Raw genomic sequence first — 14,169 nt, 5'->3', positions numbered from 1 at the left:
TCATGACTCAGGAGGCGACGCCGGCCATCCCGCCCCCGCCCGTGGTTACGCCGCCGTGAGGCTTGGGTGCGCGGAACGGGGGCGTGTCCTGTTGGCACGTTGTTCCGGCCGGCGGGAGGGTGCCGTCGATGAAATAGCGGCTCTCGTATTCCTTGACGCAGCTGCTGGGGTTGATCAGTGCGGTGTGCCCGTACCCGCTGTTGGTGAGCAGGCGGGCGTTGGCCAGCTCTTTGGCCATGGCCTGCGAGCCCGAGTAGGGAGTGGAGGGGTCGTAGGTGGTGCCGACCACCAGGACGGGGTGCGCCGTCGGCTTGTTCCACGGGCCGCGATAGCGGTTGGCCGCTACGGCCGGCCAGTCGGCACACTCCTCGGTGGCCCAGGTCCAGAAGCGTCCGGCGTCACCCGCACGGAGGGCGCTGGCCTCCTCCAGGGCGTGGTAAGCACCGGGGTCACGCGGATTGGGGCTGTCGCCGCAGAGCACCGCACCGGCCTGTTCATCGCCCGTGTACGGCTTCGGATTCGGGACCGGTGGTGCGGGTGGGGGTGGGGACGGCTCCGGGACGCGGCCCTGCCAAAGGGTCTGCAGCCTGCCGGCGAGGTCCGTCCATCCGGGGTGGACAACGTAGAGGCTGCTCACTGCGTCACTGGCCGTACGGCCATAGGTCCACGCGCCCACGGGATGTTCCCGGAGCCGCCGCAGCAGCTGGTCGAACTTGTCCCGGGTCGCTTTCGGACTGCCGGCGGAGAAGGCGCAGCGGGCGGTGGTGGTGGACCCGCACAGGGCGAGGAACCTGTCCAGGATCGCTGCCGCGCCGCGGTCCGCGCCCATGCGCAGGGATGTCGTGAGCCGGGGCTCCTCGTTGGACACGTGGTTCGTCCAGGCCTGCGGGTCGATATTGCTGTCGAGGGCCATGGCGCGGACCTTGCCGGGGAACAGGTTGGCGTAGGTCGCGCCGAGGATCGTGCCGTAGGAGATCCCGAGGTAGGTGAGTTGTGGGTCGCCCACCGCCTGGCGGAGCTGGTCGAGGTCGCGAGCGGTGTCGGCGGTCGGCACATGCCGTAGGAGCTCGGGGTCACGCTGCTGGCAGCGCCGGGCCAGATCCTTGTACGCGGCGATCCAGGTCGTCCGCTCCTTTTCGCCCACCGGGAAGCCGCCGGCCGGTTTGCCCGAAATCCAGGCCTCGGCTTCCTCGGGACTCTCGAAACAGTTCACCGCGGTGCTGCTGCCGACCCCGCGGGGGTCCCAGCTGACGATGTCGAACCGCTCCCGTACCTCCCGCGGGAAGGCCTCGTAACTCTGTGGCATCTGCACCGTTCCGGGCCCGCCGGGGCCTCCGGGGTTGAAGAACAGGGTGCCGATGGGCCGTCCTGGGCCGGTTGCCTTGTGTCTCACGACTGCCAGCTCGATGGTGCGACCACCAGGGTTGAGGTAGTCCAGCGGTACCTTCGCGGTCGCGCAGTCGAACGGACTGCCCTGGACACAGGGTTTCCAGTCCAGCTGCGGGGCGGGCACCGAAGGTGACGGCGCGCCGCCGGCCGGAGCGAGATCCGTCCCGGTGAATATCGTCGAGGAGATCACCGCCGCGGCGAGGGCCGCCGCATGATGCCGGCGGCCCGCTGTGGATCCGGGTATGTGCATACTCCGTCCTTCCTCCTTCGTGGCTGGGCGCCGGATGCCACCAAGGCCCTGGACGTCGGCACGCATTCGCATCAACACCACCGCGGTCCTACAAGGCGCACAAGCCGACCGCGGCCGAATGCGCGACCTACTCGAGGGCGCGTACATCGCCGGCCGCTCCGGGCAACGTCACGGCCGTGCGCGGCGCACCACTGTCCTTGGGGCCGTCAGCCGTCCGCGCCCGTGAAGTGCTCCCGCACCAGCGACCGCACCACCGCCAAGTCCTGCGCGGTCAGCGCCTCCAGCAGTGCCATGTGTTCCGCCGCGTCCGCCACCAGGTCCGCGCGGCGCATGGCGGGGGCGCTCGTCAGGGGCCATTGGGAGCGGCGGTGGAGGTCGTCGGCGACCATCACCAGTTGGTGGTTGCCGGACAGCGCGAGCACCGCGCGGTGGAAGGCACGGTCCGTTTCGGCCTGGGCAACCACGGTGTTGTCCTCGGCCCGTGCCCCGACAACGGCCGTATGGCTGTCTCACCAGGGGGATGTTGGCTGTCCACCCCTGGCCGGTCGACGAGGCGCTGCCCAGGGAATCCGAGGACGGCAAGCCCACCGGTCAGGCGGACCAAGACTCCTCAAGAACCCCGTCGATGATGCGAACCCATTCCGATTCCTCGTCCGAGAACGGGATCGGGTCGAACGCGTCGATCTTCTCCTTGAAGCGGCTCTCCAACTCATCGAGCCCGGCTCCATCGCTGCACGCATCCTGGAATTCCATGAAGGCGACAATGGTGTAGACGAGGGACTCGACATCCCGGTGCAGCCGGCTGTAAGCGTCGAGCGGGTCACCCTCGCCGAAGCCATACACCTTCCCGTCATCCGGGTCCAGGGCGATCACCATGTACTGGAACCAGCCCAACACCAGCCAGGACCGGCATTCCTTGGGAAGCCCGTCGCTTTCCTCCGCGAAGTGCTCGGCAATGCTGACCGTATCTCCTTCCGCACGCGAGAGGAACTGGTCGCCATGGGGCAGACCCACGGAGCTCAGGAAGTCCGCGGTTTTCGCGTCGAAAGCGTGCTCAGCGGACTCGTAGCGCGGGAAGTAGACGACGCCTGAAAGACCGAACGTCCGGATCAGTTCGTCCGGCGTGACCGCGTAGCTCATGGGCTGCTGACCTTCGTGTTACGGGGTGGGAGGCGTGCTGGTTCGGGTGTCACCGACCATGCGACATCTTCAAGGCTGCCACATAGTCCTGATGTTCCTTGTCGCGGCGGTGGCGCGGGATCGACTGATCATAGTCGGCCACATGGTGCACCGTTTGGGCATCCTTGAAGTGAAGGTCAAGCCACCGGTCGCAACTTGGCTTCAGTTGGCATGGTTCTCGCTCCGTAAAGACTTCCTTTAATCCGGACTGCTTGTTGTTGTGCAGAATCGGATACCCGATGGAGCGCTCCGAGTGCATCCCCTTGGGCTTTTCGCTGTAGCCGACGAGTATGCTCTCGCCTTTTCCATCGGGATCGATGTAGCGGCCCGCAGCGTAGTTGTTTCCGTTGTAGTCATTTCTGGCATATCGGGCCAGCTGTGTGGCCTGGCCCAACTGGTCGGAGTAGGGGTCGACCTTGGTGGAGGCGACCTTTTTGGTATGACCGTTCGGCACCTTCGTGTCGTCCTGATCCCGCCTCGTCGTCGGACGCCACGCCTTGCCATTGTCGAGGACTCCGTCCAGCCTGGCCTGATCCACGCCGTCGAGGGCGCGCGTCGTGCCGTTCGGCAGAAGGCGTTCCACGGTTCCATCCGTACTGAGCAAGTACGTGCGGACCTCCTCGTCCTCCCCCTCCCCGCACTCCTCGAACTTCCGCTTGCGACGGTCCTCGTGGTCCTTGTGGCTGCCCTTGCTCTTGTCGATCTTGCCGCCGTGGTCCTCCAGCGTCTTGACCATCTCGTCGGACTTCTTGTCGACTGCGTCTTCCGCCTTGTCCATGACGGTGCCCAGCTTGTGGAAGCGGCTGTCCTTCTTGAGAGTGCTCCGGCGCTTGCCGCCGCCGTCCTTGAAAGAACCTTTCTTCTCGTCGAAGTTCTTGGCGGTCTTCTTGTAGTCGCCGGACGCCTTGTCGAATTCGTCGAACTCGATGACGAGGTCCTGGGCCATGAGGGCGCTACCCACGGCCTTGACGTCCGCGTCGTCGTCCGTGCCCAACTGGTCGGTGAAGAGCTTCTCGATCTCCGCGAGGATCTTGGCCTCGATCTTGTCAACGACGATCGTGGTGATCTCGTCGACCGCGTAGTCGATGGCCTCATGGATCACGATGCGCGCGGCCGCGATCGCGCCCGCGGTCAGGAGTCCGCTGAGGCCGGCGGTGAAGAACATGCCGATGACGCCCGCGGTGGCGGCCGCCGCGGTCGTCCCCAGTTCGGCGATGACGGCGACCTTGCAGCCCAGGATCAGGTCGGCGCAGTCGTCCAGCGCGCCGGCGAGGTCGTCGCAGCCTTTGGCGAAGGTCGTGAGGTCCTTAGTGGTGAGCGTGCCCCAGCGCTTGTCGATCGCCGTGACGGTCTTGCCCTTGCTCTTGCCCGCGACGATGTTCGAGCAGGCGTTGTTGCCTTCCTTGATCGCATCGCGTATGCCTTCGGCCAGATGCCGGTAGTCCTTCGCCGAGGCCTTGACCTCGTCCTCGTCGATCTGTGGCCACTCGATGCCTATGAGGTCGAGGACCTCGACGAGTTCGTCGGGCAGCTTCTTCCCCACGTGACACGTCCCCCTCGCAGTCAACTCCCTTCACCCTTGCAATCGAATGAATGACCGTCAACTCTGAATCACCACGCGGGGTGTGAGATGCGCCAACTCACCGGGGTTGCAGACAGACCAAGGACTCATCCGTGCCAATGAGCAGGCCTCCACAGGGAGTTGCCGCGAGTGCGCGGACCGGTGAGCCCGGGTGGAAGGTCAGCGTCCGGCCCGAGTCGAGGGCTCGGTACTCGACCCGGCCGTCGCGCCAGCCAACTGCAAGGACCGGCCCCTGAGGTGTGCGAGCAGCGGTCAGAGCGACCACCGGGGAAGGTGCCTCAGCCACCGGCGCTGCGAGCGGTTCGAGTCCCGGGGCCCAGGCCCGTACCCTGCCGTCGGCGCCGCCGCTGTAGATCAGCGGCGCTACCGTCCCCTCCTCGTCGACCGGCACGTCGAGCGCTGCCAGGGCCGTGACGCGTCCCTCGTGCAGAGTGGCAGCGGCGGTCTCCTCGCCGAAGGCGCGCACCGTACCCGCCGCATCGCCCACGGCCGCCACTCCCCCGCCCGTCGCCAGCGCCGTGCCCTCGTGCTCCAAGAGGGCCTCTGTGAGCTGTTCCGTATCGGTGGGGCCGTCGTTCAGCAGCGCGTCTATGCCGGAGCCAGCAGGGCGCGCCGCCCAGGCCCGTTCCGCGTGCACTCGACCGGACTCGTCCAGCGACAGGACCGTGCCGTCCGGCAGTCCGGCGATCGCCGTCAGCAGTCCGGCGGCCGACGGACGGCGGCCGTACGGCATCGCGTCGGACGTACCCAACAGGCGTACGGTGCCGAGGTGATCGGCGGTCAGGAGCCGGCCCGCCAAGGGGCCGACGCCGACCGCCAGGGCCGCGACCGGTCCCGGCCAGGGCGGTGTGAGGTCGCCCCGGCCTCGGGACCACACCGCTTGCCACGGTGCGTCCTCGGCGAGTTCGGTCAGGGCCGGTCCCAGTCTCGGGTCGGCGCCGTCGCCCAGTGCGGTGAGCAGGACCAGCGCGCGATCCGCCGGAGCCTGGTCGCGGGACAGCGACTGCCCTGCCCTCAGCCACGCCGGACGCAGGCCGCCACAGTTGTCCGGTTCGGCTTCGTACGCAGCGGTGACGCGCACCGGGTCGGCCGCGCAGACCGCCGCCGGGTCGTCCAGGTCCACCACCGCGGGTGCCCGAGCGGGGGCAGCGGCTCGGTACTCGGTGGATTCCGCTCGCCACGCCTCATAGCGCGCCCGGTCCGTCCACTGCTCCAGGTTCAGGTCGAGCTCCGCGGCCGCCCGCTTCCCCGCGAGGAGACCGTGCGCCTGGCCACCCGAGCGCACCTCGACGATCAGCCGGATGTGCTCCAACTTCCAGAGGACGAGGACCAGTTCGGCCAGCGCCTCGGGGTCCTGGCCCGAGTCGAGGTCCGGCAGGACGATGACGGTACGGCGCGCATCGGCTGCCAGCGCCTCGGCCAGCTCGCCCGGGGCCCGGGCCACCACCCCCAGCTGGTCGGCGAGCGCCCACACCGTTCCCCGTACGCTCTGCCCCTCCAGTGGGACCACCGCGTGGACCGCGCGCTCCGCAGGTGTCCCCAGGCGGCGGCCGTGGTGGACCAGCCAGGCAAGCAGGGCGGACTTTCCGCAGCCCGCGGTGCCGAATATCAGGCACAGGCGCGGGGCGTGCGGGTCGGCGAGCCAGCCCAGCAGGGCCGCAGCGGCGGGTTCACGGCCGGCCGCGGGGCGCTCCCAGCGGGTCACTGCCCCCTCGCCTGCTCGGCCGCGTAGGTGATCAGCGCCTTCAGCCCCTCCTCGCGGGACTCGGCCGTGTCGCCGTAGTCGAAGCTGTGGGTGAACTCGGCCCCGGGAAAGGTCTCTTGGAGCCAGACCGCGCAGTAGTGGCCGGGCATCAGGCACGGCTCCAGCTCGCAGTACACGCGGCGTACCTGGTCCGGTGCCACGCCCTCCCCGTACAGTCGTCGCCAGATCAGCTCCTCCGGGTGCGGCTGCCCCGGCCCGGTCGCCGCGGTGACGATCTGCTTCTTGCCCGCCTTGTCGAGGTACTCGAAGGCGGCGGAGAAGGGGAAGTTGAGCGTGTGCCGGACGTCGTCGAGGACCCGTGGCCACCAGCTCTCCCGCTCGGCGAACGCCGCGGCGTCGATCCGCCGCAGTTCCCCGGACAGTTCGCGGAAGACTCCGGCGGATTCGGCCAGTCCCGAGGACGCCGCGATCGTGGGCAGCGCCCGGTCCAGCGCCAGCAGGGAGGCATTGAGCGTGGACACATCCGTATTGACGAACATGTCATCGGCGACCTCTTCGAGCACGACCGCCTGCACCGCGCCGTCCGGCCGTACGCACAGATGCGCCAGGCCGTCGCCGCCGACCCGCGGCCAGTCCTCCAGCTCGGCCGGCGGCCGCGGCAGATCCGCACGGGCGGCGACGACGCCCAGCGCGACCGCGTCGTCTGCGTCCGGCGCGCGGAAGTACGGGGTGACGCCCAGTGGTACGCCCGTCTCCTCCAGCAGTGTCCGCGCTGTCTCCGGCAGCCGGGCGCCCTGCAGGCTGCCGCGCTCGAACCGTCGCAGGCCGTCCCGGCCGAAGTGCTGGACCAGGGGATCTGGATAAGGCGACGACATGGACTACCTCACGCACAGGGTCGGTTGACGGGCACAACCGACCTTAGCCGTCAGCCGTCCGCGCCCGTGAAGTGCTCCCGCACCAGCGACCGCACCACCGCCAAGTCCTGCGCGGTCAGCGCCTCCAGCAGTGCCATGTGTTCCGCCGCGTCCGCCACCAGGTCCGCGCGGCGCACGGCGGGGGCGCTCGTCAGGGGCCATTGGGAGCGGCGGTGGAGGTCGTCGGCGACCATCACCAGTTGGTGGTTGCCGGACAGCGCGAGCACCGCGCGGTGGAAGGCGCGGTCCGTTTCGGCGTAGGCGGCGCGGTCGCCGGTGGCCGCAGCCGCCGCCGTTGCCTCGGCCAGGGGACGCAGGGCCGCCCAGCGGGCGGCCGGGACCGTGCGGGCCAGGCGGAGCATGACCGGGACCTCGATCAGGGAGCGGACCTCTGCCAGGTCGGCCAGTTCGCGGGCGCTGCGTACCGTGACGCGGAAGCCGCGGTTGGGGACGACCTCGACCGCGCCCTCGATCGCCAGTTGCTGCATTGCCTCGCGTACGGGCGTCGCCGAGACGCCGAAGCGCTCGCCGAGGACGGGGGCGGAGTAGACCTCGCCCGGGATCAGCTCGCCGTCGACCAGGGCGGTGCGCAGGGCTTCGAGGATCTGGCCGCGGACCGAGTGGCGCTGGACCGTGCGTGGCGCGGTGCCGGGAGCAGGGGGCTCGCTGTGGGTGTGCTCGCCTCGCGCGTCTTCCGGGGCGCGGGCGGACTGCGCCGGAATGCGTGGCTGCGCGGGGCCCGGGCGGCCGGGCGGGCTTGCCTGTCCGGGGACGCGGGCGGACGCGTACGGCTGCGGCATCGCGGCATCGCGCGCTCGGGCCTGCTCCACTCGGGTCCTCCTCCGGCTTGGCGCCAGGCCCGGCACCAAGCGCAGGGCCCCTGTGCACCATAGGCGGACGCTGCCGCAGTTCAAACATCGAATGCGTCGGGTAAGGTAAGGCTTACCTGCCAACGATCGCGATCGGTGGTCCCTCAGCATGACCGTTCCCGACCTGTTGCCCGCCCTTGCCTCGCCCTTCGGCGAGGCGTACGCGCGCCTGGCCGAGGTCTTCCCCGGACTGCGGGTGCGGGAGCTCACGGAGGGCGAGCGGCCCCCGTCCGGCGCGGGCTGGGTGGGCGCGGCCGAGCTCGCCGGCGGAGGACCCGCCCTCGACGCCTTTCTCGCCTGGGACAACGCTCAGGTCCTGCGGGACTACGGACAGCAGGCCCGCCCCGACGTGATCGCCAGCTTCGGTCTGCACCGCTATGCCTGGCCCGCCTGTCTGCTGATCACGGTCCCCTGGTTTCTGCACCGCCGGGTGGTGCGGGCGCCCGTCGAGGACGTCGCCTTCCACCGCGCGCGGGGGCGGATGGCGGTCCGGGTGACAGAGTTCGCCTGCCTGCCGGACGACCCCGCGGCACAGCTGCCCGGCGCCCGTGTCGTACCGGACGAGGAGGCGCTGCGCGCCGAGGTCCGCGCCGCCGTCGCCGAGCACATCGAGCCCGTCCTGGACGGCTTCGGGCAGCGGATGCGCCGCGGCAAGCGCGCGCTGTGGGGCATGGCGACCGACGAGATCGTCGAAGGCCTTTGGTACGTCGCGCATCTGCTCGGCGAGGAGCAGCGCGCCGTCGTGGAGCTCGAGCAGTTGCTGCCGGGCGCCGCCAAGCCGTACGTCGGCACCGCCGGCTTCCGTGAGCTCGCCGGGCCGGGCGGCGAGCCGCTGCCGACCCGCGACCGGGCGAGCTGCTGCCTCTTCTACACGCTGCGGCCCGACGACACCTGCGTCACCTGTCCGCGCACGTGCGACGCCGACCGAGTGAGCAAACTGCGGCCGAACGCCTGATCTCCCGCAGCCCGCTGTCACGTCACCTGACCGGATGGCGTAAATCGAACCAAAACCCCTTGCCCATACGGCAGTTCGACCGAAACGCACCTATCCGTATGCGATGCGACCCCGTTGGCGTTCTATTGCCCCGAAAGCCCCTGGGGGTCCCTGGAGTTCGGCCACTATTGCGGCCGAAACGCCCTACCGCGATGCAAGGGACACCGCCCATGAGACTGACCGACATATCACTGAACTGGCTGCTTCCCGGCGGCGTGATGCTCGTGGGCGTCCTGGTGGCGATGGCGGTGCTCGCGCGCGGCAGGCGCGCCGGTGACAAGGCCGCGGCCGAAGACTCCTGGGAGCGCAGCGAGGAGCGCCGAAGGCGCAAGGAAGCGGTCTACGGCACGGCCTCCTATGTGCTCCTGTTCTGCTGCGCGGCGGTCGCCGCCGCGCTCTCCTTCCACGGCCTGGTCGGCTTCGGCCGGGAGAATCTCAGCCTCAGCGGAGGCTGGGAGTATCTGGTCCCCTTCGGCCTCGACGGCGCGGCCATGTTCTGCTCGGTGCTCGCGGTGCGCGAGGCCAGCCATGGCGACGCGGCGCTCGGCTCACGGCTGCTGGTGTGGACCTTCGCGGGAGCGGCCGCCTGGTTCAACTGGGTCCATGCGCCAAGAGGGCTGAGCCACGCGGGCGCCCCGCAGTTCTTCGCCGGCATGTCACTGTCGGCCGCGGTGCTGTTCGACCGCGCGCTGAAGCAGACCCGCAGGGCCGCGCTGCGCGAGCAGGGCCTGGTGCCCCGCCCGCTGCCGCAGATCCGGATCGTACGGTGGCTGAGGGCGCCCCGGGAGACCTTCGGCGCCTGGTCGCTGATGCTGCTCGAAGGCGTACGCACGCTGGACGAGGCAGTCGACGAAGTCCGCGAGGACCGGCAGGAGAAGCAGCGGAACCGTCTGCGCAGGCGGGACAGGGAGAAGCTGGAGCGGGCGCAGATAAGGGCACTGAACCGGCAGCACCGGGCCTGGGGCCGCGTTCACGGCGACCGCCGGGCGGAACTTCCCGCCCTCAGCTCCACGGCGGGATCCACGCAGACCGCCTCCGGCGGCGTCGGGTCCGGCGTCGGGTCCGTCGCGGAGCCTGTCATAGCTGAACCTGGGCAGCTGCCGCTTCGTTCCCGGCCCTCACTCCAGGCCGTGAAGGCGGCCAACGGCACTGAGCCGCACAGGGTCGACCTCACCGCCGAGGACGACACTCTGACGCTGCCGCGTCTCGACTCCCTGGAGCGGAAGCTCAGGGATCTCGAGCGGCAATACGGGTAGAGGCCGAAAGCCCGTCGGCACACAGTCACGCGAAGGCCGGTCTGCGACTGTCAGGCCGGCCTTTCGTGCAGCTCGAACCAGACCACCTTGCCCACGCCGTGGGTGCGCACACCCCACGCGTCCGCGAGACTCTGCACCAGGACCAGCCCTCTGCCATGGGTGCCGAGGTGCGCTGCTGCCGGCACATGCGGCACCGGCAGTCCGGCCATGAAGTCCCGTACCTCCACGCGGAGTGTGGAGGCGGCGACGGTGGCCGTGACCACCGCGCCGTGATCGGTGTGGACCAGCGCATTGGTCACCAGCTCGCTGGCGAGCAGCTCGGCCACCTCCGCCGTGTCCTGCTTTCCCCAGTGCCGCAGCAACTCCCGCAGCGCACGCCGTACTTCAGGGACAGCGGTGAGATCCGCGCAGCCTAATCGGCGACGCAGCCGACCGCCCGGGTCCCCCTCCGCCCCAGGTTCCCGGCCGTGCCCGCTCGCTGCAGGCCCGGCCCCTCCCTGACGCCCAGTCATCATCCCCACCCGCACGTCGAACAGCCCTCTCTCCGGAATGGCCCCTTGTGTCGAATACGTTCACGGAAATGCATGCCCCGCGCGGAGAGCGCCACTCATACCGATTCATGTCGATCCCTCAACCAACGGCAGCGGCGTCAGAGCCTCGGTACGTTCCGCAGATTGGAGCGGGCCATCTGGACCATCCGGCCTACGCCCCCGTCCAGCACGATCTTGCTGGCGGAGAGCGCGAAGCCCGTCACCATCTCCGCGCTGATCTTCGGCGGGATGGAGAGCGCATTCGGGTCGGTGACCACATCCACCAGGGCGGGGCCCTTGTGCCGGAAGGCATCCTTGAGCGCGCCCGCGAGCTGCTTGGGCTTCTCGACCCGTACGCCGTGCGCCCCCGCCGCCCGCGCGATCGCCGCGAAATCCGGATTGCGGTTGGTGGTTCCGTACGACGGGAGTCCGGCGACCAGCATCTCCAACTCCACCATGCTCAGTGAGGAGTTGTTGAACAGGACGATCTTCACGGGAAGGTCGTACTGGACGAGGGTGAGGAAGTCGCCCATCAGCATGGTGAAGCCGCCGTCGCCCGACATCGAGACGACCTGTCGGTTCCGGTCGATGAACTGGGCGCCGATGGCCTGCGGCAGGGCATTCGCCATCGAGCCGTGGCTGAACGAGCCGATGATCCGGCGGCGGCCGTTGGGCGAGAGATAGCGGGCCGCCCACACATTGCACATGCCCGTGTCGACGGTGAACACCGCGTCTTCGTCGGCGAGTTCGTCCAGTACGGAGGCGACGTACTCGGGGTGGATCGGGACGTGCTTCTCCACCTTGCGGGTGTACGCCTTGATCACACCCTCGAGCGCGTCGGCGTGCTTCTTCAGCATCTTGTCGAGGAACCTGCGGTCCGTCTTGGCCCGCACGCGCGGGGTGAGACAGCGCAGTGTCTCGCGTACGTCGCCCCAGACGGCCAGATCCAGCTTGGAGCGGCGGCCCAGGTGCTCGGGCCTGACGTCGACCTGAGCGATCTTGACGTCGTCGGGGAGGAAGGCGTTGTACGGGAAGTCCGTGCCGAGCAGGATCAGCAGGTCGCACTCGTGGGTGGCTTCGTAGGCCGCGCCGTAGCCGAGCAGACCGCTCATGCCGACGTCGAAGGGGTTCTCGTACTGAATCCACTCCTTGCCGCGCAATGCATGCCCGACCGGGGACTTGATGCGCTCGGCGAACTCCATGACCTCGGCGTGCGCGCCCGCCGTGCCGCTGCCGCAGAAGAGCGTGACCCTGTCCGCATCGTCGATCATCCTGACCAGCTTGTCGATCTCCGCGTCGCCCGGCCGCACGGTGGGACGGGAGGTGACCAGGGCGTGCTCGATCGACTTCTCCGGGGCGGAGTGCGAGGCGATGTCGCCGGGGAGCGAGACGACGCTGACGCCGCTCCGGCCGATGGCGTGCTGGATCGCGGTCTGCAACAGGCGTGGCATCTGCTGCGGGCTGGAGATCAGCTCGCTGTAGTGGCTGCACTCGCGGAACAGCTGGTCGGGGTGGGTCTCCTGGAAGTAGCCGAGGCCGATCTCGCTGGAGGGGATGTGCGAGGCGAGGGCGAGCACGGGGGCCATGGAGCGGTGGGCGTCGTACAGCCCGTTGATGAGGTGGAGATTGCCCGGGCCGCAGGAGCCGGCGCAGGCCGCGAGCTTCCCGGTGATCTGGGCCTCGGCGCCCGCCGCGAAGGCGGCGGCCTCCTCGTGCCTGACCTGGACCCAGTCGATGGCGGAATTGCGGCGGATGGCGTCGACGACGGGGTTGAGGCTGTCGCCGACGACTCCGTACAGCCGCTGGACGCCGGCGCGGACGAGGATGTCGACGAACTGCTCCGCCACATTCTGCTTGGCCATGGGATGCGTACCCTTTCTCGGCTTGGGGCCTGAACATCCATCAACCCATGGCGGGGTCGGTTACGCCTCCCAGACTGCGACAGCCGTACGGTCGTCGGCGTATCCCTTCACCCTCACCTGGGTGTCGGCGAGGAACGCGGCCAGGCCCGGCGGCTCGCCGTGCGCCCAGCGGCCGCCCAGCTCTTTGGCGAGTGCGGGCTCGCCGCGCAGCGGTTCGGCGAGGCCGGTGCTGCACAGCAACAGGGCGTCGCCCGGGTGGGCCACGGAGGCGCGGAACCGGAACGGTTCGGCGGGTGGCGGGGGCGGTGCCTCGATGTACGGGGACGGAGGCGTCGCGATCCCCAGGTCCATCGTGAGCCGGTCGCCGTCCGGGGTCTCGGAGGGCGGTGAGCCGAATCCGACAACGGGTTCGCCTCTGGCCGCCGCGGGCTCGGGAACCAGGGGCTCGAGGTCCTGCCAGACACCGTCGCGGAGGCGGAAGAGACCTCCACCGCCGACGCCGAAGAACACGCGGGTACGGCACTCGGGGTCGGCCGAGAGCAGCAGGCACCGCAGGTTGGCGGTGTACTCCTGCGGCTCCACGCCCTGTTCGGCCGCGCTGGCGCGCAGCTTGCCGAAGCTGCGGTCGGTGAGCCGGTGCAGCCCTGATTTGAGGTCGCCGCGGCGGCCTGCCCTTATGTCCTCGGAGAGGCGGGCGTGGCTGCGGCCGACGGCTGTGCCGATCCAGCGGCAGGCGTCGGCGGCGGCGCGATGGGCGCCCTCGGCGGCGCGTGCGCCGCTGGCGACGGCGACCAGGACGAGCGCGGCGTCGCCGGTGCCGAAGCGCGCGGTGAGCAGGGCGTCGCGGCGCGGCTCGCCGCGGTAGCGCGCGGAGTCCCCCCGGATGGAGACGGCGCGCAGGGTGTACGTGCCGTAGCTCGCGCCGTCGAGCACGGTGTCGGCGACGAGCTCGTCCAACTCCTGCGGCTGGGCGGCGGGCAGGGCGGTGGGCTCGGCGTCGTAGGTGGGCGGGCCCTCTCCGACATACGCGACGTGCGGCCGCGCGCCACCGGTCTGCGCCTGGACGGCCGGGGCGGGGCCGGGCCGGGGCGGTTCGGTCCGGGGCGGTTCGGTCCGGGGCGGTTCGGGCGGCGGCAGGGGCGGTAACGCGGGCGGTCGTTCGGGGGTCGTCGGCGGTTCCCACGGTGCGCGTTGCCGCGGGGGCGCGGTCGGCCGTGGCGGGGTTTCCCGCGCGGCCGCATCCGTCTCCCACCAGGCGCGCGGACGCGCCGGTTCCGGCGCCGCTTCGGGCGGCTCGGGCGGGTCAAGCGGCTCAGGCGGGTCGTCCGCGGCCACCGCATCCGCCGCGGAGTCGAATCGGTCGTCCAGCGTGTCGCCCGCCCTCGCCGCGGGACCTGTGTCCGGGGCGGACTCGTCGTACAGCCGGTTCCACCAGTCGTCCTCGGCGGCGGGCCTCTCCCCCTGCTGACTCATGCCCTTATTGTCCACCGCGTCGGCCGTACGAAAACGAGGCATCCCAAAAAAGCACAGTACGACAAGTGTTCAGGCCACGGCGTATGCGTTGGCCACGAGCTGGGTGACGGAATTTGCGGCATCACTGTCGGGCGCATCGCTCTCCCCATCCGAAGCAGGGATAGGG

The 14,169-nt window shown here is 70.0% G+C and carries 11 protein-coding genes and 1 pseudogene; 2 read left to right on the top strand and 10 right to left on the bottom strand.

All coding sequences use genetic code 11. The annotated features are described in order from the left end of the window. Window positions 1-7: 7 nt before the first annotated feature. From ACZ3H8_RS01850 to ACZ3H8_RS01820, 7 genes and pseudogenes are all read right to left on the bottom strand, one after another. Complete coding sequence (locus tag ACZ3H8_RS01850) at window positions 8-1,639, bottom strand: alpha/beta hydrolase (protein WP_467396249.1); 1,632 nt, start codon at window positions 1,637-1,639, stop codon at window positions 8-10. A gap of 206 nt (window positions 1,640-1,845) precedes the next feature. Further along, window positions 1,846-2,136 (bottom strand): annotated as a pseudogene (locus ACZ3H8_RS01845) (FCD domain-containing protein); the annotation flags it as partial. Window positions 2,137-2,230: 94 nt separating this feature from the next. Then, complete coding sequence (locus tag ACZ3H8_RS01840; RefSeq protein ID WP_467396247.1) at window positions 2,231-2,779, bottom strand: SUKH-4 family immunity protein; 549 nt, start codon at window positions 2,777-2,779, stop codon at window positions 2,231-2,233. Window positions 2,780-2,828: 49 nt separating this feature from the next. Beyond that, entirely contained in the window at window positions 2,829-4,361 is a 1,533-nt protein-coding gene (locus ACZ3H8_RS01835; RefSeq protein ID WP_467396245.1) for a nucleic acid/nucleotide deaminase domain-containing protein, read from the bottom strand. Between the two features lie 97 nt (window positions 4,362-4,458). After that, the gene (locus ACZ3H8_RS01830) at window positions 4,459-6,105 is read right to left on the bottom strand and encodes a WD40 repeat domain-containing protein (RefSeq protein WP_467396243.1); all 1,647 of its coding nucleotides are present in this window, start codon (window positions 6,103-6,105) and stop codon (window positions 4,459-4,461) included. Next, entirely contained in the window at window positions 6,102-6,980 is an 879-nt protein-coding gene (locus tag ACZ3H8_RS01825; RefSeq protein ID WP_467396241.1) for an SUKH-4 family immunity protein, read from the bottom strand. Before ACZ3H8_RS01825 ends, ACZ3H8_RS01830 begins: the two co-directional genes overlap by 4 nt. A 50-nt stretch (window positions 6,981-7,030) precedes the next feature. Next, entirely contained in the window at window positions 7,031-7,849 is an 819-nt protein-coding gene (locus ACZ3H8_RS01820) for a GntR family transcriptional regulator (protein ID WP_467396238.1), read from the bottom strand. A 148-nt stretch (window positions 7,850-7,997) separates the two neighbouring features. Between ACZ3H8_RS01820 and ACZ3H8_RS01815 the strand changes: the two genes are divergently transcribed. Both ACZ3H8_RS01815 and ACZ3H8_RS01810 read left to right on the top strand, forming a co-directional pair. After that, the gene (locus ACZ3H8_RS01815) at window positions 7,998-8,843 is read left to right on the top strand and encodes a (2Fe-2S)-binding protein (protein ID WP_467396236.1); all 846 of its coding nucleotides are present in this window, start codon (window positions 7,998-8,000) and stop codon (window positions 8,841-8,843) included. 209 nt (window positions 8,844-9,052) lie between these two features. Beyond that, window positions 9,053-10,138, top strand: coding sequence for a DUF2637 domain-containing protein (locus ACZ3H8_RS01810; protein ID WP_467396234.1), 1,086 nt, complete (start codon window positions 9,053-9,055; stop codon window positions 10,136-10,138). A gap of 50 nt (window positions 10,139-10,188) precedes the next feature. Here the strand turns inward: ACZ3H8_RS01810 and ACZ3H8_RS01805 are convergent, their stop codons facing one another. The 3 genes from ACZ3H8_RS01805 to ACZ3H8_RS01795 all read right to left on the bottom strand — a co-directional run bounded on the left by ACZ3H8_RS01805 (window position 10,189) and on the right by ACZ3H8_RS01795 (window position 14,003). After that, window positions 10,189-10,650, bottom strand: a complete 462-nt coding sequence (locus ACZ3H8_RS01805) for an ATP-binding protein (protein ID WP_307665766.1) — start codon at window positions 10,648-10,650, stop codon at window positions 10,189-10,191. Between the two features lie 137 nt (window positions 10,651-10,787). After that, window positions 10,788-12,530: a pyruvate dehydrogenase gene (locus ACZ3H8_RS01800; protein ID WP_467396232.1), complete on the bottom strand. Its 1,743-nt coding sequence runs from the start codon at window positions 12,528-12,530 to the stop codon at window positions 10,788-10,790. Window positions 12,531-12,590: 60 nt separating this feature from the next. Beyond that, on the bottom strand, window positions 12,591-14,003 hold the full coding sequence (locus ACZ3H8_RS01795; RefSeq protein WP_467396230.1) for a protein phosphatase 2C domain-containing protein: 1,413 nt from the start codon (window positions 14,001-14,003) through the stop codon (window positions 12,591-12,593). Window positions 14,004-14,169: the final 166 nt, after the last annotated feature.

Source organism: Streptomyces sp. NPDC002868 (assembly GCF_055563295.1).
Note: the sequence above shows the minus strand (reverse complement) of the source record. Positions and strands in the feature narration are given on the sequence as shown.

Coding starts and splice junctions, on each gene's coding strand:
- ACZ3H8_RS01850 (WP_467396249.1), bottom strand. CDS start 1,639: ATGCACATACCCGGATCCACAGCGGGCCGCCGGCATCATGCGGCGGCC.
- ACZ3H8_RS01840 (WP_467396247.1), bottom strand. CDS start 2,779: ATGAGCTACGCGGTCACGCCGGACGAACTGATCCGGACGTTCGGTCTT.
- ACZ3H8_RS01825 (WP_467396241.1), bottom strand. CDS start 6,980: ATGTCGTCGCCTTATCCAGATCCCCTGGTCCAGCACTTCGGCCGGGAC.
- ACZ3H8_RS01815 (WP_467396236.1), top strand. CDS start 7,998: ATGACCGTTCCCGACCTGTTGCCCGCCCTTGCCTCGCCCTTCGGCGAG.
- ACZ3H8_RS01810 (WP_467396234.1), top strand. CDS start 9,053: ATGAGACTGACCGACATATCACTGAACTGGCTGCTTCCCGGCGGCGTG.
- ACZ3H8_RS01805 (WP_307665766.1), bottom strand. CDS start 10,650: ATGACTGGGCGTCAGGGAGGGGCCGGGCCTGCAGCGAGCGGGCACGGC.
- ACZ3H8_RS01800 (WP_467396232.1), bottom strand. CDS start 12,530: ATGGCCAAGCAGAATGTGGCGGAGCAGTTCGTCGACATCCTCGTCCGC.
- ACZ3H8_RS01795 (WP_467396230.1), bottom strand. CDS start 14,003: ATGAGTCAGCAGGGGGAGAGGCCCGCCGCCGAGGACGACTGGTGGAAC.